This is a genomic window from Mycobacterium sp. HUMS_12744610 (assembly GCF_041206865.1).
Classification (GTDB): Bacteria; Actinomycetota; Actinomycetes; order Mycobacteriales; family Mycobacteriaceae; genus Mycobacterium; species Mycobacterium servetii.
On the sequence record NZ_JBGEDP010000001.1, the window covers coordinates 3,867,224 to 3,888,771 of the forward strand.

Consider the following 21,548-nt stretch of genomic DNA (forward strand, 5'->3'; position numbering starts at 1 on the left):
TGTTTTCCTCGCCTTGCCGCGGCCCGAACGGGATGGGCGCGCGGCGGCCCTTCAAGTCGTCAACCAGCTTATTCGCCGGGTTTTGGGGAGACTGTCTAACGACTGGCTTGACCGCCCAACAGTACCTCGTTCGCCGCTTCCGCCACCGGCCCGCTAACCCTCCACGAAGCTCAGCCGCACCGACCGCCGCGGGTTGTCGCGGTTGAGGTCGACCAGCACGATGCTCTGCCAGGTGCCCAGCTGCAGTTCGCCGCCGGCGACCGGGACCGTCACCGACGGCACCACGATCGCCGGCAGCACGTGGTCGGCGCCGTGGCCCGGCGAACCGTGTGAGTGCCGGTACCGGTCGTCGCGCGGCAACAGCCGCTCCAGCGTGTCGACCAGGTCGTCGTCGGAGCCGGCACCGGTCTCGATGATCGCGACCCCGGCCGTCGCGTGGGGGACGAATACGTTGCACAGCCCGTCGCCGCAGCTGAAGCAGAACCTGCGGACGGCATCGGTCAGATCGACGGTGCGGCGCCGGGAGGTGTCCACGTCCAACACATCGGTTTGCACCCGGCCCAGCCTACGGCGGGGCCGCAGGACGCGGCCAATTCCGTGTGACGGTTGCCACACGGTCGCATGCAGGAGGAAGGTGGCTGGTATGCCCCGGTGGCGCCACCGGGGCCCGGTTTGAAGGCAAGCCCCGGCATGGGAGGTCCGTCATGTACGCACGCTCAACCACCATTCAGGCGCAACCCCTGTCCATCGACATCGGGATCGCGCACGTCCGCGATGTCGTCATGCCCGCGCTGGCGGAGATCGGCGGGTTCGTCGGCCTGTCGCTGCTGGTCGACCGGCAGTCCGGCAGGTGCATCGCCACCAGCTCCTGGGAGAGCGTGCAGGCCATGCGCGCCGCGGCCGAGCGGGTGGCCCCCATCCGGGACCGGGCGGCGCTGATGTTCGACGGCAGCGCCCGTGTCGAGGAGTGGGAGATCGCCTCCCTGCACCGCCACCACCGGTCCGGCGAAGGGGCCTGCGTGCGGGCGACCTGGCTCAAGGTGGTGCCCGACCAACTCGGCCGGTCCCTGGACTTCTACCGCGCGTCGCTGCTCCCGGAGATGGAGGCCCTCGACGGTTTCTGCAGCGCCAGCCTGCTGGTCGATCACCCCGCATGCCGGCGGGCCGTGTCGAGCTCGACGTTCGACAGCATGGAGGCGATGGCCCGCAACCGCGACCGCGCCACCGAGCTGCGCAGCAGTCGGGTGCGCGACCTGGGGGCCGAGGTCGTCGACGTGGCCGAGTTCGAGCTGGCGCTCGCCCACCTGAGGGTGCCCGAGCTGGTCTGAGGCGCGGCCCTCCGTCCGCCGTTCGCCGAGAGACGTTTTGCCGGCGCCTACTCGCGCTTTCTCTGCCAAACGTCGATCTCGGCGTCGAAGCCGAGGGACGCCGCTCGGGGATCCGTCAGCCCCTCCGGCGGATGATCGCGCGCAGCCGCTCCAGGCGGCCCGCCATCTCGCGCTCGCCGCCGCGACCGGTGGGCCGGTAGTAGTCCACCCCCACCAGCTCGTCGGGCGGATATTGCTGGGCCACAACACCGTCCGGGGCGTCGTGCGAGTACTTGTAGCCCTGGGCGTTGCCCAGGGCCGCCGCGCCCGAGTAGTGCCCGTCACGCAGGTGCGGCGGGACCAGACCCGCCTTGCCGGCCTTGACGTCGGCCATCGCCGCGCCCAGCGCGGTGGTCACCGCGTTCGACTTGGGCGCGGTGGCCAGGTGGACGGTGGCGTGCGCCAGCGTCAGCTGGGCCTCGGGCATTCCGATCAGCGCGACGGTCTGCCCGGCGGCCACCGCGGTCTGCAGCGCGGTCGGGTCGGCCATGCCGACGTCCTCGCTGGCCAGGATCATCAGCCGGCGCGCGATGAAGCGCGGGTCCTCCCCGGCGACGAGCATGCGGGCCAGGTAGTGCAGCGCGGCGTCGACGTCGGAGCCGCGCACCGACTTGATGAAGGCGCTGACGACGTCGTAGTGCTGATCGCCGTCGCGGTCGTAGCGCACCGCGGCCTTGTCCAGCGACTGCTCGATGGTCTCGACGGTGACCTCGTCGCCGGCCGCCGCGGCCCCTTCGGCGGCCACCTCGAGCGCGGTCAGGGCGCGGCGGGCGTCGCCGGCCGCCAGTTGCACCAGCAGGTCGACGGCGTCGGGGTGCACTCGGACCCGCCCGCCCAGGCCGCGGGGGTCGTCGATGGCGCGCCGCACCACCGCGCGGATGTCGTCGGGGCTCAGCGGCCGCAACTGCAGGATCAGCGACCGCGACAGCAACGGCGCCACCACGGAGAAGGACGGGTTCTCGGTGGTCGCCGCCACGAGCAGCACCACCCGGTTCTCCACGGCGGAAAGCAGTGCGTCTTGCTGGGTCTTGGAGAACCGGTGCACCTCGTCGATGAACAGCACGGTCTGCTCGCCGTGCAGGAGCGCTCGGCGCGCCTGGTCGATGACGGCCCGGACGTCCTTGACACCGGCCGATAGCGCCGACAGCGCCTCGAACCGGCGTCCGGTCGCGTGCGAGATCAGCGCCGCCAGCGTGGTCTTGCCGCTGCCGGGCGGACCGTAGAGGATCGCCGAGGCCACACCCGAGCCCTCGACGAGGCGGCGCAGCGGCGATCCCGGCGCCAGCAGGTGGTCCTGCCCCACCACCTCGTCCAGCGTGGCCGGGCGCATCCGCACCGCCAGCGGCGCGCCGGCCGACACGCCCGGGTCATGGGTGGTCGTCGGGCGGTCGCCGGGAAGGTCGAACAGACCGTCGGACACGGCTTCAGGCATACCACGCCCGGGGGCCGGGTGCGCCGGGCCCGACCCGGTGCCCCGCCAATGCGCGCGGCCTGCCCACATTTTTGCTAAGTTGCCGTTTGCCAAGGTCCGTGTGGCGTGCCCGTAAAGCCCCTAGAGCTAGGACGGAAATGAGCCAGCCCCCAGAGCATCCAGGCAATCCGGAGTATCGAGGCAATCCGGAGCAGACGGGCGGCCCGGCCGGTCCCCCGCCCGGCTACGGCGCCCCGCCGGGACCGCCACCCGGATACGGCCCGCCCCCCGGCTACGGCGGACCACCGCCCGGGTACGGCCCCCCACCCGGCTACGGCGGACCGCCGCCCCCGCCGCCCGGATACGGCCCCCCACCCGGATACGGCCCCCCACCCGGATACGGCCCGCCACCGGGTTACGGCGGCCCGCCGCCCGGCTATGGCGGTGGACCCGGTTTCGGGGGCCCGCCCAAGCCCGCGTTCGGCATCGGCGAGGCGTTCGGCTGGGCGTGGAAGAAGTTCACGCAGAACGCCGTGGCGCTGATCGTCGCCGCCTTGGTCTACGCGCTGCTGCTGGGCGCCGCCTATGCTCTGATCGCCGTGAGCGGCGGCATGGGCACCACGATCACCACCTCCGACGACTACACCAGCGCCAGCCCCAATCTCGGCCCGGGTGAGTGGGTCATCATGGCCGTCGGCTATCTGCTGGTCTTCGCGGTGGGGGTGTTCGCGCATGCGGCGTTCCTGACCGGATGCCTCGACATCGCCGACGGGCGGCCGGTGACCATCGGCTCGTTCTTCAAGCCGCGCAACTTCGGCACGGTGATCCTTGCGGCGCTGCTCGTCGGCGTCCTCAGCACGCTCGCCTCGGCCCTGTGCTTCCTGCCCGGCCTGATCTTCGGCATCTTCGCGATGTTCACGGTCCCGTTCGCCATCGACCACGCGCTACCGCCCGTCGCCGCGCTGACGTCGAGCATGTCGACGGTCTGGTCGAACTTCGGCAACGCCCTGCTGGCGTGGCTGGTGCAGGTGGCGGTGGTTGTCGTCGGCGCGCTGCTGTGCGGCATCGGCATGCTGGTGGCGGTCCCCGTCGCCGCGCTGATCCTGATCTACGCCTACCGCACCCTGTCCGGTGCGCGGGTCGTGCCGCCCGAGCAGGGCTACCAGCAGGGACCGCCACCGGGATACCAGCCGTCCTGACGCCGGACAGCTAACCGCGCGCGGGGCGCCCCCGCGGCGCGCTGCGGCGTTGTGGCGCCTGTGATGCAATCAGCGGTTATGAGCATCAAAGTTGCGCTGGAGCACCGCACCAGCTACACCTTTGACCGGCTGGTCCGGGTGTATCCGCACGTGGTGCGGCTGCGCCCGGCGCCCCACTCCCGAACACCGATCGAGGCTTACTCGCTGCGCGTCGAACCCGACGACCACTTCATCAACTGGCAGCAGGATGCCGTGGGCAACTTCCTTGCCCGGCTGGTGTTCCCGAACCCCATGACCCGGCTGACCATCACCGTCGGGCTGATCGCGGACCTGAAGGTGATCAACCCGTTCGACTTCTTCATCGAGGACTGGGCCGAGATATGGCCCTTGAATCACGGGGCCGGGCCGGCCTACCCCAAGGCGCTGGCCGACGACCTCGAGCCCTATCTGCGGCCGGTCGACGAGGACGGCGAGGGGTCGGGGCCGGGCGACCTCGTCCGCGCCTGGGTGCGCGACTTCTCGGTGCCGGACGGCACCCGCACCATCGACTTCCTGGTCGCCCTCAACCGCGCGGTCAACGCCGGCGTCGCCCACAACGTGCGCATGGAACCCGGCGTCCAGACACCGGATTTCACGCTGCGCAGCGGTGTCGGCTCGTGCCGGGACTCGGCGTGGCTGCTGGTGTCGATCCTGCGCCGGTTCGGGCTGGCCGCCCGGTTCGTGTCGGGCTACCTGGTGCAGCTGACGTCCGACGTGGAGGCGCTGGACGGGCCGTCGGGACCCGCCGCCGACTTCACCGACCTGCACGCCTGGACCGAGGTGTACATCCCCGGTGCGGGCTGGATCGGCCTGGACCCGACGTCGGGACTGTTCGCCGGCGAGGGGCACATCCCGCTGGCCGCCACGCCGCATCCGGCGAGCGCGGCACCGATCAGCGGCGGCACCGAACCGTGCGAATCGGTGCTGGAGTTCTCCAACACCGTCACCCGCGTGCACGAGGACCCGCGCGTCACGCTGCCCTACACCGACACGGCGTGGCGGTCGATCTGCGAGGTCGGCCGCCGGGTCGACGCCCGGCTGGCAGCCGCCGATGTGCGGCTCACCGTGGGCGGCGAACCGACGTTCGTCTCGATCGACGACCAGGTCAGCGAGGAATGGACGACGGCCGCCGACGGCCCGCACAAGCGGCAGCGGGCATCCGATTTGGCCGCCCGGCTGAAGGCGGCGTGGGCCCCAAGAGGGCTGATCCAGCACAAACAGGGCCGGTGGTATCCCGGAGAGCCGTTGCCGCGCTGGGAGATCGCGCTCTACTGGCGCACCGACGGACGGCCGCTGTGGGCCGACGCGGCGCTGCTGGCCGACCCCTGGGGAGACCAGCCCGCCCGACCCGCCGACACCGACGCGGCCCGCGCGGTGCTCGCCGCGGTCGCCGACGGCCTGGGGCTTCCGGCCACCCAGGTGCGACCCGCCTACGAGGACCCGCTGCACCGACTGGCGGCCAAAGTGTGCCTGCCGGAAGGGGATCCGGTGGAACCGGCCGACGACCTCGCCGACGACTCCCCCGCCGGGCGTGCCGCGCTGCTGGCCCGACTCGACGAAACCCTCACCGCGCCTGCGGCTTTCGTGCTGCCGCTGCACCGGCGCGACGACGACCTCGGGTGGGCCAGCGCGGACTGGCGGTTGCGCCGCGGGCGCATCGTGCTGGTCGACGGCGACTCGCCGGCGGGCCTGCGGCTGCCGCTGGACTCGATCAGCTGGCAACCGCCGCGCCCCACCTTCGACGCCGACCCCCTGACCGTGGCCGACGCGCCGGCCACCGACTCGGCCCGCGCAGTCGTCACCGAGCCCGACGGGGCGCCGCCGACCGCGATGGTCGCCGAGGTCCGCGACGGGCTGGTGCACATCTTCCTGCCGCCCACCGAGGCGCTGGAACACTTCACCGATCTCGTCGCGCGCGTCGAGGCCGCGGCGGCGGACGCCGGCCGCGCCGTGGTGATCGAGGGCTACGGCCCGCCGCCGGATCCTCGCCTGCGCTCGACCACGATCACCCCCGACCCGGGCGTGATCGAGGTCAACGTCACACCGACCGCCGGCTTCGCCGAACAATGCCGGCTGCTGGAATCGCTGTACGAGAACGCTCGCCTTGCTCGATTGTCAACGGAGTCGTTCGACGTCGACGGCACCCACGGCGGCACCGGCGGAGGCAACCACATCACGCTGGGCGGGGTCACGCCGGCGGACTCGCCGCTGCTGCGCCGCCCGGATCTGCTGGTCTCGCTGCTGACCTACTGGCAGCGCCACCCGGCGCTGTCCTACCTGTTCGCCGGGCGCTTCGTCGGGACCACGTCGCAGGCCCCGCGCGTCGACGAGGGCCGCGCCGAGGCGCTGTACGAACTCGAGATCGCGTTCGCCGAGATCGCGCGGGTGAGCGGCGGCGGCGCCAAACCGTGGCTGGCCGACCGCGCGCTGCGCCACCTGCTGACCGACATCACCGGCAACACCCACCGCGCCGAGTTCTGCATCGACAAGCTCTACAACCCCGACAGCCCCCGCGGCCGGCTCGGGCTGCTGGAGCTGCGCGGGTTCGAGATGCCGCCGCACCTGCGCATGGCGATGGTCCAGTCGCTGCTGGTGCGCTCGCTGGTGGCGTGGTTCTGGGAGCAGCCGCTGCGCGCCCCCCTGATCCGCCACGGCGCCAACCTGCACGGTCGATATCTGTTGCCGCACTTCATCATTCACGATATCGCCGACGTCGCAGCGGATCTGCGCGCGCACGGCGTCGCCTTCGAGACCAGCTGGCTGGACCCGTTCACCGAGTTCCGCTTCCCGCGCATCGGTACCACCGTGTTCGACGGTGTGGAGATCGAGCTGCGCGGCGCGATCGAGCCGTGGACCACCCTGGGTGAGGAATCCACCGCGACGGGCACCGCCCGCTACGTCGACTCCTCGGTCGAGCGCCTGCAGGTCCGCGTCATCGGCGCCGACCGGCACCGCTACATGGTGACCTGCAACGGCTACCCGGTGCCGCTGCTGGCGACCGACAACCCGGACGTGCACGTCGGCGGCGTGCGGTTCAAGGCCTGGCAGCCGCCCAGCGCGCTGCACCCGACCATCTCGGCCGACGGCCCCCTGCGGTTCGAGCTGGTCGACCTGACCACTCAGACGTCGCGCGGGGGCTGCACCTACCACGTCACGCACCCGGGCGGGCGCGCCTACGACGAGCCGCCCGTCAACGCCGTCGAGGCCGAGGCCCGCCGGGCCCGCCGCTTCGAGGCGACCGGCTTCACCCCCGGCAAGCTGGACCTGTCCGGCCTCCGGGAGAAGCAGGCCCGCATATTCACCGACGTCGGCGCGCCCGGCATCCTCGACCTGCGCCGCGTGCGTACCGTTCAGCTGTAATGGCAGCTGCGGACGACACGGCGATGGCACTCGGCAGGAACGGCTGGCCGGAGACGGCTGCCGCCGTACCGGGCGGCCGCCACGACGCCGACCGGCTGCTGGACGGGTACCGCACCGCGCGCGCCCAGGAGGCGCTGTTCGACCTGCGGGAGGGCCCCGGGACGGGCCCGGCGATCGGTTTCGACGAATTCGTCGAACCCGACGGGACCGTGCGCCCGGCGTGGCACGAGCTGGCCGACGCCGTCGCCGAGCGCGGCCGCGCCGGGCTGGACCGGCTGCGCTCGGTGGTGCGCACCCTGATCGACAACGACGGCATCACCTACACCGAGGTGGGCCCGGGCGGTCACGGACTGGAGCCGCGGCCCTGGCGTCTGGACACGCTGCCGATCGTGCTGTCCGCGGCGGACTGGGAAACGCTGGAGGCCGGGCTGGTGCAGCGCTCGCGCCTGCTCGACGCGGTGCTCGCGGACCTGTACGGACCGCGTCGTCTGCTCACCGAGGGCCTGCTGCCCCCGGAGTTGCTGTTCGCCCATCCCGGTTACGTGCGCGCCGCCAACGGGATCGAGATCCCCGGGCACCATCAGCTGTTCATGCACGCGTGCGACCTCAGCCGGCTGCCCGACGGCAGCTTCCGGGTCAACGCCGACTGGACGCAGGCGCCGTCGGGCGCCGGCTACGCGCTGGCCGACCGGCGCGTGGTCGCGCACGCGCTGCCGGACCTCTACGAGCGGATCGCGCCGCGGCCGACGACCCCGTTCGCCCAGGCGCTGCGGCTGGCGCTGATCGACGCGGCACCCGACGTCGCGCAGGATCCCGTGGTGGTGGTTCTCAGCCCGGGCATCTACTCCGAGACCGCGTTCGACCAGGCGTACCTGGCGACACTGCTGGGCTTTCCGCTGGTGGAGAGCGCGGACCTGGTGGTGCGCGACGGCAAGCTGTGGATGCGTTCGCTGGGGACCCTGAAACGCGTCGACGTGGTGCTCCGCCGGGTCGACGCGTTGTACAGCGACCCGCTGGACCTGCGCGCCGACTCCCGCCTGGGGGTGGTGGGCCTGGTCGAGGCGCAGCACCGCGGGGCGGTGACCGTGGTCAACACGCTGGGCAGCGGCATCCTGGAAAACCCCGGGCTGCTGCGCTTTCTGCCCGGGCTCGCCGGGCGGCTGCTCGCCGAGGACCCGTTGCTGGACACCGCGCCGGTGTACTGGGGCGGCATCGCCGCCGAACGCTCGCACCTGCTGGCCAACCTGTCGGCGCTGCTGGTGAAGTCGACGGTCGGCGGGAAAACCCTTGTCGGACCGACGCTTTCGTCGCATCAACTGACCGAGCTGGCCGCGCGCATCGAGAGCATGCCCTGGCAGTGGGTGGGCCAGGAGCTGCCGCAGTTCTCGTCGGCGCCCACCGACCATGCCGGTGTGCTGGCCTCGGCCGGTGTCGGGATGCGCCTGTTCACGGTGGCCCAGCGCAGCGGCTACGCGCCGATGATCGGCGGCGTGGGTTACGTGCTGGCTTCCGGGCCCGCGGCGTACACGCTGAACACCGTCGCGGCCAAAGATGTCTGGGTGCGGCCCACCGAACGCGCGCGGGCCGAGGCGGTGACGTTGCCGGCAGCCCCGGCGGCACAGCCGGCGAAGACCGGCGCGGGCACCTGGGCGATCAGCTCGCCGCGGGTGTTGTCCGACCTGTTCTGGATCGGGCGCTACGGCGAGCGCGCCGAGAGCATGGCCAGGCTGCTGATCGTGACCCGCGACCGCTTCCACGTCTACCGCCATCACCAGGACAGCGAGGAAAGCGCGTGCGTGCCGGTGCTGATGGCCGCGCTGGGCGCGATCACCGGGGCGGACACCGCAACCGACGGCGACCAGGCCGAGATGATCGCCGTCGCGCCCTCGACGCTGTGGTCGCTGACCGTGGATCCGGACCTGTCCGGGTCGCTGGTGCAGTCGGTGGAGGGCCTGGCGCTGGCCGCCCGGGCGGTCCGCGACCAGCTGTCCAACGACACGTGGATGGTGCTGGCCGGGGTGGAGCGCGCGCTCGCCCACCCCGCCGAGCCGCCGGACTCGCTGACCGAGGCCGACGCGCTGCTGGCCTCGGCGCAGTCGCAGACACTGGCCGGGATGCTGACGCTGTCGGGGGTGGCCGCCGAGTCCATGGTGCGCGACGCGGGCTGGACGATCATGGACATCGGCAAGCGCATCGAACGGGGCCTGTGGCTCACCGCTTTGCTGCAGGCCACGCTGACCGTGGTGCGGCCCGCGGCGGCCGAACAGATCATCATCGAGGCGGCGCTGGTGGCCTGCGAGTCGGCGGTGATCTACCGGCGCCGGACAGCCGGCTCGGTCAGCGTGGCCGCGATGGCCGAGCTGATGCTGTTCGACGCCACGAACCCGCGGTCGTTGCTGCACCAGGTGGAGCGGCTGCGGGCCAACCTGCGCGACCTGCCCGGGTCGTCGGGTTCGTCGCGCCCGGAGCGCCTGGTCGACGAGATCAGCACCCTGCTGCGCCGGTCCCATCCCGCCGAGCTCGAGCAGGTCAGCGACGACGGGCGCCGCGCGGAGCTGGCCGGCCTGCTGGCCGGGATACACGCCGGGCTGCGCGACCTGGCCGAGGCGATCACCGCCACGCAGCTGGCGCTGCCCGGCCACATGCAGCCGTTGTGGGGTCCCGACGAGCGCCGGGTGTTGCCGGCTTAGACGGCGTTGGACTCCGACCGTTCCCCGGCGACACCGTGGTAGCGGTGCGGATCGGGCAGTCGCCGGCGTCGCGCCATGTGCACCAGTACCAGGACCGACAGCACCGCGGCGTAGACACACCACAGCGACGCGAACGCCTGCACGTAGAGGACGGCCGACCACGATCAGGCCCGCCAGGTTCGCCCATCCGAACACCACGATGGAGCGATAGCCCGACAGCACCGCCGGACCGATGACGGCGATCACGTAGAGCACCGCCCAGAAGTAGCCGTCGTGAACGCCGGTCTGGTAGCGCAGCGCGTGGGGCCACACCGCCGCCTCGATGAACTGGTGGACCGCGAACACCCTGGGCAGCAACGCAAACGGCACTTCGCGACAGTGCTTGACCGCGCGCAGGGTCAACACCGCGACCGGCACGAGGGCGGTACCCACCACCAGGTAGGCCGTCATCGAGAAGCACATCGCCGGGTGTGTGCCCACTTTCCGGCGCCGCCAACCGGGCTAGCCCGCGATCGCGGCGGCTCCCCCCGACGCCGACGTCACCTCGTCGATCACGGTGTGGATGAACCGCATCTTCTCCAGCACCGCCGCGGGCAGCACGAACGGATAGAGGTCGTCGTGGCCCATCGACCGGTTCACCATGTTCAGCGACCACGACAGCGGCAGCCACAGGTCGATGATCGTCGCAAAGGCGCTGGGGCCCAACATGGTCCGGTCGAAAGTCGCCGTCGCCGGTGCGAAGCCGCACCATGCCGAGGTGTCCAGGGTGTCGCGGATGTGCAGATAGTGGGCGAAGGTCTCGGCCCAGTCCTCGGCGGGATGCATCGTCGCATACGACGACACGAACCGCTCCTGCCAGCCGTCGGGCGCGCCCTCGCTGTAGTGGCGGTCCAGCGCCTCGGAGTAGTCGGCGTCGGGATCGCCGAACAGCTCGTTGAACCGCGCCACGTAGTCGCCGGACGGGGAGATCAGCCGGTAGAAGTAGTAGTGCCCGACCTCGTGGCGGAAATGCCCGAGCAGGGTGCGGTACGGCTCCTCCATCTCGACGCGCAGCTGCTCGCGGTGCACGTCGTCGCCCTCGGCCAGATCCAGCGTGATGACCCCGTTCTCGTGCCCGGTGAACACCTTCTCGTGCGCGCTGGACAGCAGCCGGAAAGCCAGCCCGTAGTCGGGGTCGCGGTCACGCCCGATGATCGGCAGCTCGAGCTCGTGCAGCTCGGCGATGAGCCGCCGCTTGGCCGCCTCGGCCCGGGCGAACGCGGCCAGGCCGTCGGCGTCGGCGTCGTTGGGCCGCTCGATGGTCAGCGCGCACGACTCGCACAGCCCGCCGGAACTCTTGGACACCAGCCAATTGCATTCGGCCAGATACAGATTGGCGCACAGCTGATACTCCTCGGCGTCTACGGCGCCGGCGTGCTCGCCCTGCTCGCCCGTGGCGATCACCAGCAGCGCCATCTGATCCAGGGAGAACCCCAGCGCGCTGCCGCACGACAGGCACGCGGAGTTCTCGAACGTCAGACGCTGACCGCAGTTGGGGCAATGGAAGTCACGCATGCGAGAAGTCGCCTTCGACGGGGCCGGAGTAGGGCACCACGTCAACCGCGACGTCGATGACGCTGTGCTCGGAGTTGGTGTAGATGATGCCGCGCAGCGGCGGCACGTCCGCGTAGTCGCGGCCGCGGCCGACGACGATGTAGCGCTCGTCGACCATCTGGTCGTTGGTGGGATCCAGGCCCAGCCACTCGTGGTGGCCGGGCTTCTGCGGAGTCCACACCGCCGCCCAGGCGTGTGTGGCGTCGATTCCGATCATCCGATCCTTCCCCGGCGGCGGGTCGGTGGCCAGGTATCCGGAGACATAGCAGGCCGCCAAACCGTTGGCTCGCAGGCAGGCGATCGCCAGCCTGGCAAAGTCCTGGCATACCCCTTCCCGGGCGGCCAGAACCTCATTCACCCCGGTGGATATCGTCGTCGAGCCCGAGCGGTAGGTGAAGTCGGAGAAGATCCGCGACGCCAGGTCGCGCAGCACCTCCACCAGCGGACGCCCGGGCGCGAAGCTGGGTGCGGCGTACCGGCGCACCTCGTCGGTGATCTCCGGCGGATCCAGGTCGAGGGTGAACTCGGCCGCGAGCGCTCCCGCGGGCCCCGCCGGCCGCGCGGCCTCCCACGGTCGCAGCGCCGGACCGCTGCTGTAGAGCGCCGGCGCCGGCGGGTACACGTCGACGATGGAGTCGCCGGTGATCGTCAGGGTGCGGTGCGGCTCGGTGACGTGGAAGTAGGAGCTGGTGTTGCCGTAGCCGTCCTGGCTGGTGGAGACGTCGGCGGGCGGCGGATCGATGAGCAGCCGGTGCGCCACGCAGCGCTGCCGCGGCGAGTCCCGCGGCGTGAGGAAGCCGCGGCCGTAGGAGCTCGTCACCACGTCGGAGTAGCGATACTCGGTGCGGTGCGTGACGCGATGGCGGCGGGCGACCCCGTCCTCGGCTGCTGGCAAGACCCCTCCTCCTCACGGCTGATCACATCACATGCCGCACGATTTCGGCGGCCAAGCGTGCCGCGCCGGGAGCACAATCGGAGGCGTGGCCACGTGGGACGACGTCGCCCGCATCGTCGGACGGCTGGCGCTGACCTCCGAGCCGGCGCCGCACGACTGGCGCGTCGGCAAGAAACTGCTGGCGTGGGAACGTCCCCTGCGCCAGTCCGACCGCGAGGCGCTGACCCGCGCCGGGATCGACCCCCCGGAGGGCGACGTCCTGGGCGTGCGGGTCTGCGACGAGGGGGTCAAGTTCGCGCTGATCGCCGACGAGCCGGGGGTGTATTTCTCCACCCCGCATTTCGACGGATACCCGGCGGTGCTGGTCAGGCTGGCCGAGATCGACGTCGGCGTCCTCGAGGAAGTGATCACCGAGGCCTGGCTGACGCAGGCGCCCCGCAAGCTGGTCCAGGAGTTCCTGGCCGATTCGTCCTGACGGCCGTCACGCCGGCAGGTCGAGCACCGTCTGCAGGTTGCCCAGCACGCCGGCGCGCGGTGCGCGGCACGGCCAGCCGGTCGGCGGGGCACAGGACGATGGCGAAGACGAGGGCCACGGCCCCGCCGATCAGGGCGTCGAAGATCCGCTCGAAGCCGGTGCCGCTGCGGTAGAGCGCCAGCACCAGGATCGCCGAGATCGCGGTCTGGTTGGCGAACATCATGCCCTGCCCGATCAGGCCGTGCCCGATGAGTACCGCCACGCACGGCGCGGTCAGCGCGGCGACCGCGCTGGCCACGTCGCGGGCGAGTCACCAGGACACGCCCGCGGCGACTGGCGTCTGCACCAACGTGAACCAACCGTGCGGAGCCGATCGATGCCTGCGCCCACGGCCGAAGGTCAGGTGCGGTGCAGCTCGAACAGCGGAATCACCCGGCTGGTCTTGGACTGGTAGTCGGCGAAGCCCGGCGCCGCGGCGGTGATTTCCGGGAAGAGCGCGTCGCGTTCGGCGGCCGGTAGTTCGCGCGCGGTGACGTCGAACGCCTCGGTGCCGATCTCGACGCGTGCGCCGGGGTTGGTCCGCAGGTTGTGCACCCACGCCGGGCTGACTGGGGCGCCGGCGAAGGAGCCGACGATGATCAGCCTGCCGTCGATGCGGAAGTAGGCCAGCGGCGAGAGCCGCGGCCGGCCGGACTTGGCGCCGGTGGTGGTGAGCAGCAGCAGGTCGGTGTCAGCGAACTGACCGCCGACCTTGCCGCCGTTGGCGCGGAACTCGTCGATGATGCCCGTGTTGAACGCGTTGATCGTCTCGGTGTCCGGCATTTCAGTCATGGCGCCGCTCCTCCTCATCGCTTCGCGCTGCATCGTCGCCGGCGCGGCTGCTCATGCCCGGTCAACGTGCTCGGGCCGGACGTCTATTCCGGACTCCTTGCGCTGCTGGGCGGTGATCGGCGCCGGCGCGTCGGTGAGCGGGTCCACCCCGCCGCCGGTCTTGGGGAAGGCGATCACCTCGCGGATGGAGTCCACCCCGGACAGCAGCGCGTTGATCCGGTCCCAGCCGAACGCGATCCCGCCGTGGGGCGGCGCGCCGAAGGTGAACGCCTCCAACAGGAATCCGAACTTCTCTTCGGCCTCGGCCCGGTCCAGGCCCATCACCGCGAACACCTTCTCCTGGATGTCGCGGCGGTGGATACGGATCGAGCCGCCGCCGATCTCGTTGCCGTTGCAGACGATGTCGTAGGCGTCGGCGAGCACGCTGCCGGGATCGCTGTCGATCGCGTCGGCGTGCTCGGGCTTGGGCGAGGTGAACGCGTGGTGCACCGCGGTCCACGCCCCCGCGCCGACGGCCACGTCCCCGGCGGCGGTCGCGTCTGCGGCGGGCTCGAACAGCGGCGGGTCGACCACCCAGACGAACGCCCAGGCGTCGGGGTCGATCAGGCCCAGCCGGTGGGCGATCTCGCCGCGGGCCGCGCCCAGCAGGGCCCGCGAGGGCTTGGCCGGGCCGGCCGAGAAGAAGACGCAGTCCCCCGGCTTCGCCCCGACGTGCGCGGGCAGGCCGTCGCGTTCGGCGTCGCTCAGGTTCTTGGCCACCGGGCCGCCCAGGGCGCCGTCGTCGCCGACCAGCACATAGGCCAGCCCCTTGTGCCCGCGCTGCTTGGCCCACTCCTGCCAGCCGTCCAGGGTGCGTCGCGGCTGCGACGCCCCGCCGGGCATCACCACGGCGCCGACATAGGGCGCCTGGAACACCCGAAAGGTGGTGTCGGAGAAGAACTTCGTGCACTCGACGAGCTCCAGCCCGAACCGCATGTCGGGCTTGTCAGAGCCGAAGCGCCGCATCGCGTCGGCGTAGCTGATCCGCGGGATGGGCCGCGGAATGTCGTAGCCGATCAGCGCCCACAGCGCGGACAGGATCTCCTCGGAGACCGCGATGATGTCCTCGGCGTCGACGAAGCTCATCTCTATGTCGAGCTGGGTGAACTCGGGCTGGCGATCGGCGCGGAAGTCCTCGTCCCGGTAGCAGCGGGCGATCTGGTAGTAGCGCTCCATCCCGGCCACCATCAGCAGCTGCTTGAACAGCTGCGGGCTCTGCGGCAGGGCGTAGAACGAACCGGGGTGCAGGCGGGCCGGAACCAGGAAGTCGCGGGCACCCTCCGGCGTCGAGCGGGTGATGGTCGGCGTCTCGACCTCGACGAAGTCGTGACCCGCCAGCACCGCGCGGGCGGCAGCATTCACCTTGGAGCGCAACCGCATCGCGGCGGCCGGGCCGTCGCGGCGCAGGTCGAGGTAGCGGTACTTCAGCCGCAGCTCCTCGCCGGCGGGCTCGTCGAGCTGGAAGGGCAGCGGCGCGCTCTCACCCAGCACGGTCAGCGACGCGGCGTTGACCTCGATGTCGCCGGTGGCGATCTCCGGGTTGGCGTTGCCCTCCGGGCGGACCTCGACGACCCCGGAGACCGCGACGCAGAACTCGGCGCGCAAGCGGTGCGCCTGCTCCAGGACGGCCGGGTCGCGAAACACCACCTGGGCGACACCCGACGCATCGCGCAGGTCGATGAAGATAACGCCGCCGTGGTCGCGGCGGCGGGCCACCCAGCCCGCCAGCGTCACCTGCTGGCCGGCGTCGGTCTTCCGCAGCGAACCGGCGGCGTGGCTGCGCAGCACAAACACTCCTCTTGTAATGGGCTTTCAAGGGCTTTTGAAGGGCTGGAACGAATGCCCAGTCTAGAGGAGGTAATTTCTGTCCCATCGCCACCAACATCGCACTCGTCGGTCCCGGCGCCGTCGGCACGACGATCGCCGCGCTGCTCCATGCGGCCGGGCACCGGGTCCTGTTGTGCGGTCACACGCCCCGGGACCACATCGAGCTGCGGCCCGACGGCGCGGAACCGATCGTGGTTCCCGGGCCGGTGCACACCGACCCGTCCGAGGTCGACGGCCCGGTCGACGTGCTGGTCCTGGCGGTCAAGGCCACCCAGAACGACGCGGCCGCGGGCTGGCTGGCCCGGCTGTGCGCCGAACACACCATCGTCGCGGTGCTGCAGAACGGGGTCGAACAGGTCGAGCAGGTGCAGCCGCACCGCCCGGCCTCGCCGGTGGTGCCGGGAATCGTGTGGTTCGGCTCCGAGACCCAGCCCGACGGGTGGGTGCGGCTGCGCGGCGAGCCCGCGCTGGTGCTGCCCAGCGGGCCCGCGGCGGAGACGGTCGCCGGGCTGTTGCGCGGCGCCGGCTGCCGGGTGGACTGCGACCCCGACTTCATCACCGCGGCGTGGCGCAAGCTGCTCGTCAACGCGCTGGCGGGTTTCATGGTGCTGTCCGGGCGCCGATCGGGCATGTTCCGCCGCGACGACGTCGCCGCGCTGTCGCGCCGCTACGTCACCGAGTGCCTCGCCGTGGCCCGGGCCGAGGGGGCCCGCCTCGCCGACGACGTGGTCGAGGAGCTGGTGGACCTGTTCCGTCGCGGCCCCGAGGACATGGGCACCTCGATGCTGGCCGACCGGGAGCACCGCCGGCGTTTGGAATGGGACATCCGCAACGGCGTGGTCGTGCGCAGGGCGCGTGCGAACGGCCTGGCCACACCGATCAGCGACGTGCTGGTGCCGCTGCTGGCGGCGGCGAGCGACGGCCCCGGCTGATGCCGCGCAAGCAATCGCAAAAGCCCCTCATTTCGCCACGAAATGGGGGCTTCTGCGAGCGCTCGCGCTAGGTTGGTGGCCATGTTCCGCTGCGAGCGTGTCGACCTGACCTTCATCGACACCGCACCGTTCCGTTTCCGCAACAGCGTCGACCTGGCCATCACGCCCGAGCAACTGTTCGACGTGCTCGGCAACGCCGAGGCCTGGCCGCGCTGGGCGCCGGTGATCACCAAGGTGACCTGGACCAGCCCCGAGCCGCGCGGTGTCGGCACCACCCGCACCGTGCAGATGCGCGGCGGCATCGTGGGCGACGAGGAGTTCCTCGCGTGGGAACCGTTCACTCGCATGGCATTCCGGTTCAACGAATGCTCGACAAAGGCGGTAGCGGCGTTCGCCGAAGACTACCGCGCCGAGGCCATCCCCGGCGGCTGCCGGCTGACGTGGACGATGGCGCAGAAACCCGCCGGTCCGGCGCGGCTGGCGATGGTCGTGGTCGCCCCGCTGCTGAACCTGGGCCTGCGCCGGTTCCTGAGCAACCTGCGCCGCTACACCGACGCCCACGCGGCCCGGCCGAGTTAGGAGCGCGCGATGACCTTCAACGAGGGGATGCAGATCGACACCAGCGCCGCGTCCACGTCCGGGGGCGTCGGCGGGATGCGGATCGCCCTGGGCGGGGGCATCGGCGGGTTGCTGATCCTGTTCGCGGCGTTGTTCTTCGGCGTCGATCCCGGCGGCATCACCAGCCAGCAGCCGATGGACACCCGCGACGACGTGGCCAGCGGCTTCGACTTGAGCCGGTGCCGGACCGGGGCCGACGCCAACAAGTACGTGCAGTGTCGCGTGGTGGCGACCGGCAATTCCGTGGACGCGGTCTGGCATCAGCTGATGCGCGACTACACCCGCCCGCGAATGCGCCTGTTCACCGGCAGCGTCAACACCGGCTGCGGTCCGGCCACCAGCGCGGTCGGCCCGTTCTACTGCCCGGTGGACCAGACGGCCTACTTCGACACCGACTTCTTCCAGGTCCTCGTCAACCAGTTCGGTTCCAGCGGAGGGCCGTTCGCGCAGGAATACGTGGTTGCCCACGAGTACGGCCATCACGTGCAGCAACTGCAGGGCATCATCGGCCGCGCCCAGCAGGGCGCCCAGGGCGCCCTCGGCAACGGCGTGCGCACCGAGTTGCAGGCGGACTGCTACGCCGGCGTGTGGGCCCACTACGCGTCCACCGTCAAACAGGAGAGCACCGGCGTCCCCTACCTGGAGCCGTTGAGCGACAAAGACATCCGCGACGCCCTCTCGGCGGCGGCGTCGGTCGGCGACGACCGCATCCAGAAGGCCGCGACCGGGCACATCAACCCCGAGTCGTGGACGCACGGATCCTCGGCCCAGCGCCAGAAGTGGTTCACCACCGGCTACCAAACCGGCAACCCCAACAAGTGCAACACCTTCTCCGCCGCCAATCTCGGCTGACGGGCCGCGCTCGCCCCCGATCCCGGCGCCTCGGCTGACGCCAGAGTCTGTGCCCGAATAGCGTTCACTCACTGCGAAATACGACCGACGATGGTGGCGAGGTGGGGCGGGAGGCCACGGCTATCGGCCATATTGCGCGGCTCTTCGGCGGGTGGGCTGGGCACGAAGGCTGCACTTCGATACATTGCCTGGGTGTCCGTTCTCAAGGCATTGCTCGGCCTGTCCTGCGCCGGTCTGGTCGCGGCCTGCTCGTCGGGCGAGTCAGCCCACCCGGCGGACATCAAGAAGGTGTTCACCGTCGAGTCGACGTTCGGTCCGGAATTCCGCGTCAAGGGCAAGGGACCCACGGGGATCGACCCGCAGCTGGAGGGATCGCAGGGCCTGCCGCCCAACGTGACGTTCGAGCCGGCGGACTGCGGCAAGTACACCACCGGACAGCGGCTGCCGCTGGGCACGCAGGGCAAGATGGCCGCGGTGTTCGCCGACGGCAAGGGCAACCGGTTCGTCACGGTCGCCTTCCAGACCGCCGACGAGTTGCCCTTCGAAGCCATCCCCGACCAGTGCAAGCACGTGACGTTCAGCGGCCCCAACCTCAACGGTGTCGTCGACGCGGTGGATGCACCACACATCGAGGGCGCCCACACGCTGGGCACATACCGCCAGATCGAGGCCAAAGTCGGCGAGAAGGCCCAGTCCCAGGAGGTCTACCGCTTCGCCGCCTACCTCGGGCGGTCGTTGGTGGTGGTCACCGCGACCCCGCTGACGGCGCCGAACCAGCCGCCGTCGTCGATCGACGTCGACCGCGCACGCCGCCTGCTGACCGACGCCGTTTCGGCCATCCGCGGCTGAGGCGCTGGCTAAGCTTGGCGCCCATGACTTCGGATGACGGTGCGTCGAGGCGCAGCAACCGCCCGAAGTGGGCCTTGATAGCGCTGACGGCGGTCGCGGTGCTGGCCGCCGCGTTGGCCACATCGACGCTGCTCGGCCGCAACGGGGCCAACGATTCGTCGTCGGCTCCCCCGTCGGCATCGGCGCCCGCCGAAACGTCGGAGGTCGCCAGCGCACGGGACGTCGGCCCGGTCACCGTGGTCGTCGACGATCCCACATGTCCGGCGTGGACAGCCATCAACAACAGCCTCGCGACCGGCGGGCAGGGCCTGTGGAACGACCGGGACCGGTCCGTTCCGGCTTCGGCATGGAACGACAAGCAACGCATCCAGTTCCTCGCCGCGGGTCAAGCCATGGGCAACGCCGCCGCGCAAACCGTCGGACTGGTCAAGCTGACGCCGCATCGGGTGGTGCGGGAACTCTACGAGCAGTTCATCGCCTATGCGCGCGCCTACGCCGAGCACATCCCGCACTACACCCCGGCCGACGACACCCTGGCGGGCACCGCGAACAGCGCCTCCTCGGCGCTGGGGGCGATCTGCGCGGCGGTTGCCGACGGCTCGGCAGCGGAGCGCGGGCCGGTCGTACCGCCGCCGGCCCCGCCGTCACAGGTCGCACCGGTGGGCAACATCGCCAAGCCGCAGCGCTTCCTCACCAAACCCAATCCCATATGCGCCGATTGGAAATCCGCGCTGGACGAATTCGGCCGACAAACCGCCGACTGGCAGAAGATCAACCCCAACCTCCCCGCCTTGTGGTGGAACAAGGAGCAGAAGGCGACCAATTTCGCCGTCGCTCCGGTGATGAACGCCTTTGCCGGCAAGCTGGAACTGCTCGGCCGGCGCGCCGGGAACCCGACGCTGCAGGACTTCGCGGTGCTCTCGGCGCAGTACCGGCGCGCGTTCGTCGCGGCGATACCGACCTACAGTCCGGCGGACAACCATCTGGCCAACGCCGCGAACTACGCCTCCACCACCGTTCTGGGAGCCTGCGCGGCCACGACCGGATAGCCCGGCGCCCGCCCGTCAGGCGATCAGGTAGTCGCTCAACGGGAACCGGTCCTGCTCGGCGACGGCCTCGTACACCGACGTCGGCCGGAACAGCGGCGCCTCCCCGCTGGGGCAGAACCAGTACGACCGCGAGTTCGCGCAGTTGCCGGCGTAGAAGACCGAGTCGTCGAGCAACTCGGTCATCCGGTCCAGGAAGCGGGCGTTGGCCTGCTCGGTGACCTCGAAGGTGCCCGCACCCCGCCGCTGCAGTTCCCCGAACAACCGATTCATGTGCCGCATCTGGTATTCGACGGTGTTGAACCACGACAGGCCCACCCACGCGTACGGGCTGGCCATGGTCAGAAAGTTCGGGAAGTTGGGCACCGAGATGCCTTCGTAGGCCTGAAACCTGTTCTCCCGCCACCATTTTCCGAGGTTGCGGCCGTCCCGGCCGATCACCTCGATCGCGGGTAGGTTGGCTTCCCAGACGTCGTACCCGGTGGCCAGGACCAGCGTGTCGATGGTGCGTTTGGTGCCGTCGCGGCCCACGATGCCGTCGGGTTCGATGCGTTCGATGCCGCCGGTCTCCAGGTGCACGTGCGGCTTGGTGAAGGCCCGGTAATAGGAGTTGGAGATCGTGGGCCGCTTGCAGCCGAAGTCGTACTCGGGGTTCAGCTTCCGCCACACATCCTTGTCGCGCACCGCCAGCAGCCGGTGCAGCTTCGAGAGATCCGACGCGGCCTTGTTGACCCACCGGAACCTGCGGAACCGCCACATCGCGATAACCATCATCAGGTCCATGGCCATGTCGGTGAACCACCGCACGACGCGCTGCGCGGCCGGCACCCGGGCGAACAGCCGCTGCACCGGGGGCGGGAACCCGACGTCGAGCTTGGGCATGACCCAGATGGGGGTGCGCTGGTAGACGGTCAGCTCGGCGGCCTCCTTGGCCAGCTCCGGGATCACCTGCACCCCGGTGGAACCCGTGCCGATGACCGCGGCGCGGCGCCCGGCGAAGGAGTAGGCGTCGTCCCAGTCGGCGGTGTGCACGACGCGCCCGCCGAACGTCTCGATGCCCGGGATGTCCGGGGTGCGCGGCTGGCACAGGAAGCCGGTCGCCGCGATCAGGAACTGCGCACCGAGCGTGTCGCCGCCGGCGAGCGAAACCTCCCAGCGCCGGGCCTCGTCGTCCCAGCGCGCGCCCTCGACGGTGCTGTTGAACCGCATGTGGCGGCGCACGTCGTACTTGTCGGCGACATGCTCGGCATACCGTTTGACCTCCGCGCCCGGCGCGAACAGCCGCGACCAGTACGGGTTGGGTTCGAACCAGTAGGAATAGGTGGTCGACGGGACGTCGACGGTGAGGCCCGGGTAATGGTTGACATGCCACGTTCCGCCCAGGTCGCTTTCGCGGTCGACGATCAGGATGTTGTCGTAGCCCAGCCGGTTGAGCTGAATCGCCGCACCGATGCCCCCGAAACCCGCCCCCACGATGACGGCGTCGAATTGCTGCACGCCCATACTTTCCAAACCGTACCCGACA

At 70.8% G+C, this 21,548-nt stretch carries 19 protein-coding genes and 1 pseudogene; 10 read left to right on the forward strand and 10 right to left on the reverse strand.

Features of this window, described 5'->3' with window-relative positions:
- Positions 1 to 153: 153 nt before the first annotated feature.
- Positions 154 to 543: a secondary thiamine-phosphate synthase enzyme YjbQ gene (locus AB8998_RS18510; RefSeq protein WP_369741645.1), complete on the reverse strand. Its 390-nt coding sequence runs from the start codon at positions 541 to 543 to the stop codon at positions 154 to 156.
- Positions 544 to 704: 161 nt separating this feature from the next.
- Here AB8998_RS18510 and AB8998_RS18515 point away from each other — a divergent pair, with 161 nt between their 5' ends.
- Entirely contained in the window at positions 705 to 1,328 is a 624-nt protein-coding gene (locus AB8998_RS18515) for a hypothetical protein (RefSeq protein ID WP_369739206.1), read from the forward strand.
- A gap of 115 nt (positions 1,329 to 1,443) precedes the next feature.
- Here AB8998_RS18515 and AB8998_RS18520 read toward each other — a convergent pair whose 3' ends face one another.
- The gene (locus tag AB8998_RS18520) at positions 1,444 to 2,799 is read right to left on the reverse strand and encodes a replication-associated recombination protein A (protein WP_369739207.1); all 1,356 of its coding nucleotides are present in this window, start codon (positions 2,797 to 2,799) and stop codon (positions 1,444 to 1,446) included.
- Positions 2,800 to 2,936: 137 nt separating this feature from the next.
- Here AB8998_RS18520 and AB8998_RS18525 point away from each other — a divergent pair, with 137 nt between their 5' ends.
- The 3 genes from AB8998_RS18525 to AB8998_RS18535 all read left to right on the forward strand — a co-directional run bounded on the left by AB8998_RS18525 (position 2,937) and on the right by AB8998_RS18535 (position 10,066).
- Positions 2,937 to 3,977, forward strand: a complete 1,041-nt coding sequence (locus tag AB8998_RS18525; protein ID WP_369739208.1) for a hypothetical protein — start codon at positions 2,937 to 2,939, stop codon at positions 3,975 to 3,977.
- A gap of 78 nt (positions 3,978 to 4,055) precedes the next feature.
- Positions 4,056 to 7,376, forward strand: a complete 3,321-nt coding sequence (locus AB8998_RS18530; protein ID WP_369739210.1) for a transglutaminase family protein — start codon at positions 4,056 to 4,058, stop codon at positions 7,374 to 7,376.
- A gap of 23 nt (positions 7,377 to 7,399) precedes the next feature.
- Positions 7,400 to 10,066 carry a circularly permuted type 2 ATP-grasp protein gene (locus tag AB8998_RS18535; RefSeq protein WP_369741646.1) on the forward strand — a complete coding sequence of 889 codons (2,667 nt, stop codon included), beginning with the start codon at positions 7,400 to 7,402 and terminating at the stop codon, positions 10,064 to 10,066.
- Here AB8998_RS18535 and AB8998_RS18540 read toward each other — a convergent pair.
- From AB8998_RS18540 to AB8998_RS18555, 4 genes and pseudogenes are all read right to left on the reverse strand, one after another.
- Entirely contained in the window at positions 10,063 to 10,209 is a 147-nt protein-coding gene (locus tag AB8998_RS18540; RefSeq protein ID WP_369739211.1) for a hypothetical protein, read from the reverse strand. The genes AB8998_RS18535 and AB8998_RS18540 overlap by 4 nt on opposite strands.
- A gap of 220 nt (positions 10,210 to 10,429) precedes the next feature.
- A pseudogene (locus AB8998_RS18545) lies at positions 10,430 to 10,528 on the reverse strand (DUF6629 family protein); the annotation flags it as partial.
- A gap of 39 nt (positions 10,529 to 10,567) precedes the next feature.
- Entirely contained in the window at positions 10,568 to 11,620 is a 1,053-nt protein-coding gene (locus tag AB8998_RS18550) for a zinc-binding metallopeptidase family protein (protein WP_369739212.1), read from the reverse strand.
- Positions 11,613 to 12,554 carry a transglutaminase family protein gene (locus AB8998_RS18555; RefSeq protein ID WP_369739213.1) on the reverse strand — a complete coding sequence of 314 codons (942 nt, stop codon included), beginning with the start codon at positions 12,552 to 12,554 and terminating at the stop codon, positions 11,613 to 11,615. The genes AB8998_RS18550 and AB8998_RS18555 overlap by 8 nt, the downstream gene beginning before the upstream one ends.
- A gap of 85 nt (positions 12,555 to 12,639) precedes the next feature.
- Between AB8998_RS18555 and AB8998_RS18560 the strand changes: the two genes are divergently transcribed.
- Positions 12,640 to 13,029 (forward strand): MmcQ/YjbR family DNA-binding protein, encoded by a 390-nt coding sequence (locus tag AB8998_RS18560; protein WP_369739214.1) that lies wholly within the window; start codon positions 12,640 to 12,642, stop codon positions 13,027 to 13,029.
- On the opposite strand, the gene AB8998_RS18565 is transcribed toward AB8998_RS18560, so the two are convergent.
- The 3 genes from AB8998_RS18565 to aspS all read right to left on the reverse strand — a co-directional run bounded on the left by AB8998_RS18565 (position 12,962) and on the right by aspS (position 15,693).
- Positions 12,962 to 13,327: an aromatic acid exporter family protein gene (locus AB8998_RS18565; RefSeq protein ID WP_369739215.1), complete on the reverse strand. Its 366-nt coding sequence runs from the start codon at positions 13,325 to 13,327 to the stop codon at positions 12,962 to 12,964. The two genes, AB8998_RS18560 and AB8998_RS18565, sit on opposite strands and share 68 nt — an antisense overlap.
- Positions 13,328 to 13,428: 101 nt before the next feature.
- Complete coding sequence (locus AB8998_RS18570) at positions 13,429 to 13,860, reverse strand: nitroreductase family deazaflavin-dependent oxidoreductase (RefSeq protein WP_369739216.1); 432 nt, start codon at positions 13,858 to 13,860, stop codon at positions 13,429 to 13,431.
- A gap of 51 nt (positions 13,861 to 13,911) precedes the next feature.
- Positions 13,912 to 15,693: an aspartate--tRNA ligase gene (aspS, locus tag AB8998_RS18575; protein ID WP_369739217.1), complete on the reverse strand. Its 1,782-nt coding sequence runs from the start codon at positions 15,691 to 15,693 to the stop codon at positions 13,912 to 13,914.
- A 77-nt stretch (positions 15,694 to 15,770) separates the two neighbouring features.
- Between aspS and AB8998_RS18580 the strand changes: the two genes are divergently transcribed.
- The 5 genes from AB8998_RS18580 to AB8998_RS18600 all read left to right on the forward strand — a co-directional run bounded on the left by AB8998_RS18580 (position 15,771) and on the right by AB8998_RS18600 (position 20,026).
- Complete coding sequence (locus AB8998_RS18580) at positions 15,771 to 16,658, forward strand: oxidoreductase (RefSeq protein WP_369741647.1); 888 nt, start codon at positions 15,771 to 15,773, stop codon at positions 16,656 to 16,658.
- 81 nt (positions 16,659 to 16,739) lie between these two features.
- Positions 16,740 to 17,237: an SRPBCC family protein gene (locus tag AB8998_RS18585; protein ID WP_369739218.1), complete on the forward strand. Its 498-nt coding sequence runs from the start codon at positions 16,740 to 16,742 to the stop codon at positions 17,235 to 17,237.
- A 9-nt stretch (positions 17,238 to 17,246) separates the two neighbouring features.
- A complete protein-coding gene (gene ypfJ, locus AB8998_RS18590; protein ID WP_369739219.1) occupies positions 17,247 to 18,128 on the forward strand; it encodes a KPN_02809 family neutral zinc metallopeptidase in 882 nt (293 codons plus the stop codon).
- Positions 18,129 to 18,320: 192 nt separating this feature from the next.
- The gene (locus AB8998_RS18595; protein WP_369739220.1) at positions 18,321 to 18,977 is read left to right on the forward strand and encodes a DUF5642 family protein; all 657 of its coding nucleotides are present in this window, start codon (positions 18,321 to 18,323) and stop codon (positions 18,975 to 18,977) included.
- 23 nt (positions 18,978 to 19,000) lie between these two features.
- Entirely contained in the window at positions 19,001 to 20,026 is a 1,026-nt protein-coding gene (locus AB8998_RS18600) for a hypothetical protein (protein WP_369739221.1), read from the forward strand.
- A gap of 15 nt (positions 20,027 to 20,041) precedes the next feature.
- Here the strand turns inward: AB8998_RS18600 and AB8998_RS18605 are convergent, their stop codons facing one another.
- Positions 20,042 to 21,526, reverse strand: a complete 1,485-nt coding sequence (locus AB8998_RS18605; protein WP_369739222.1) for a flavin-containing monooxygenase — start codon at positions 21,524 to 21,526, stop codon at positions 20,042 to 20,044.
- Positions 21,527 to 21,548: the final 22 nt, after the last annotated feature.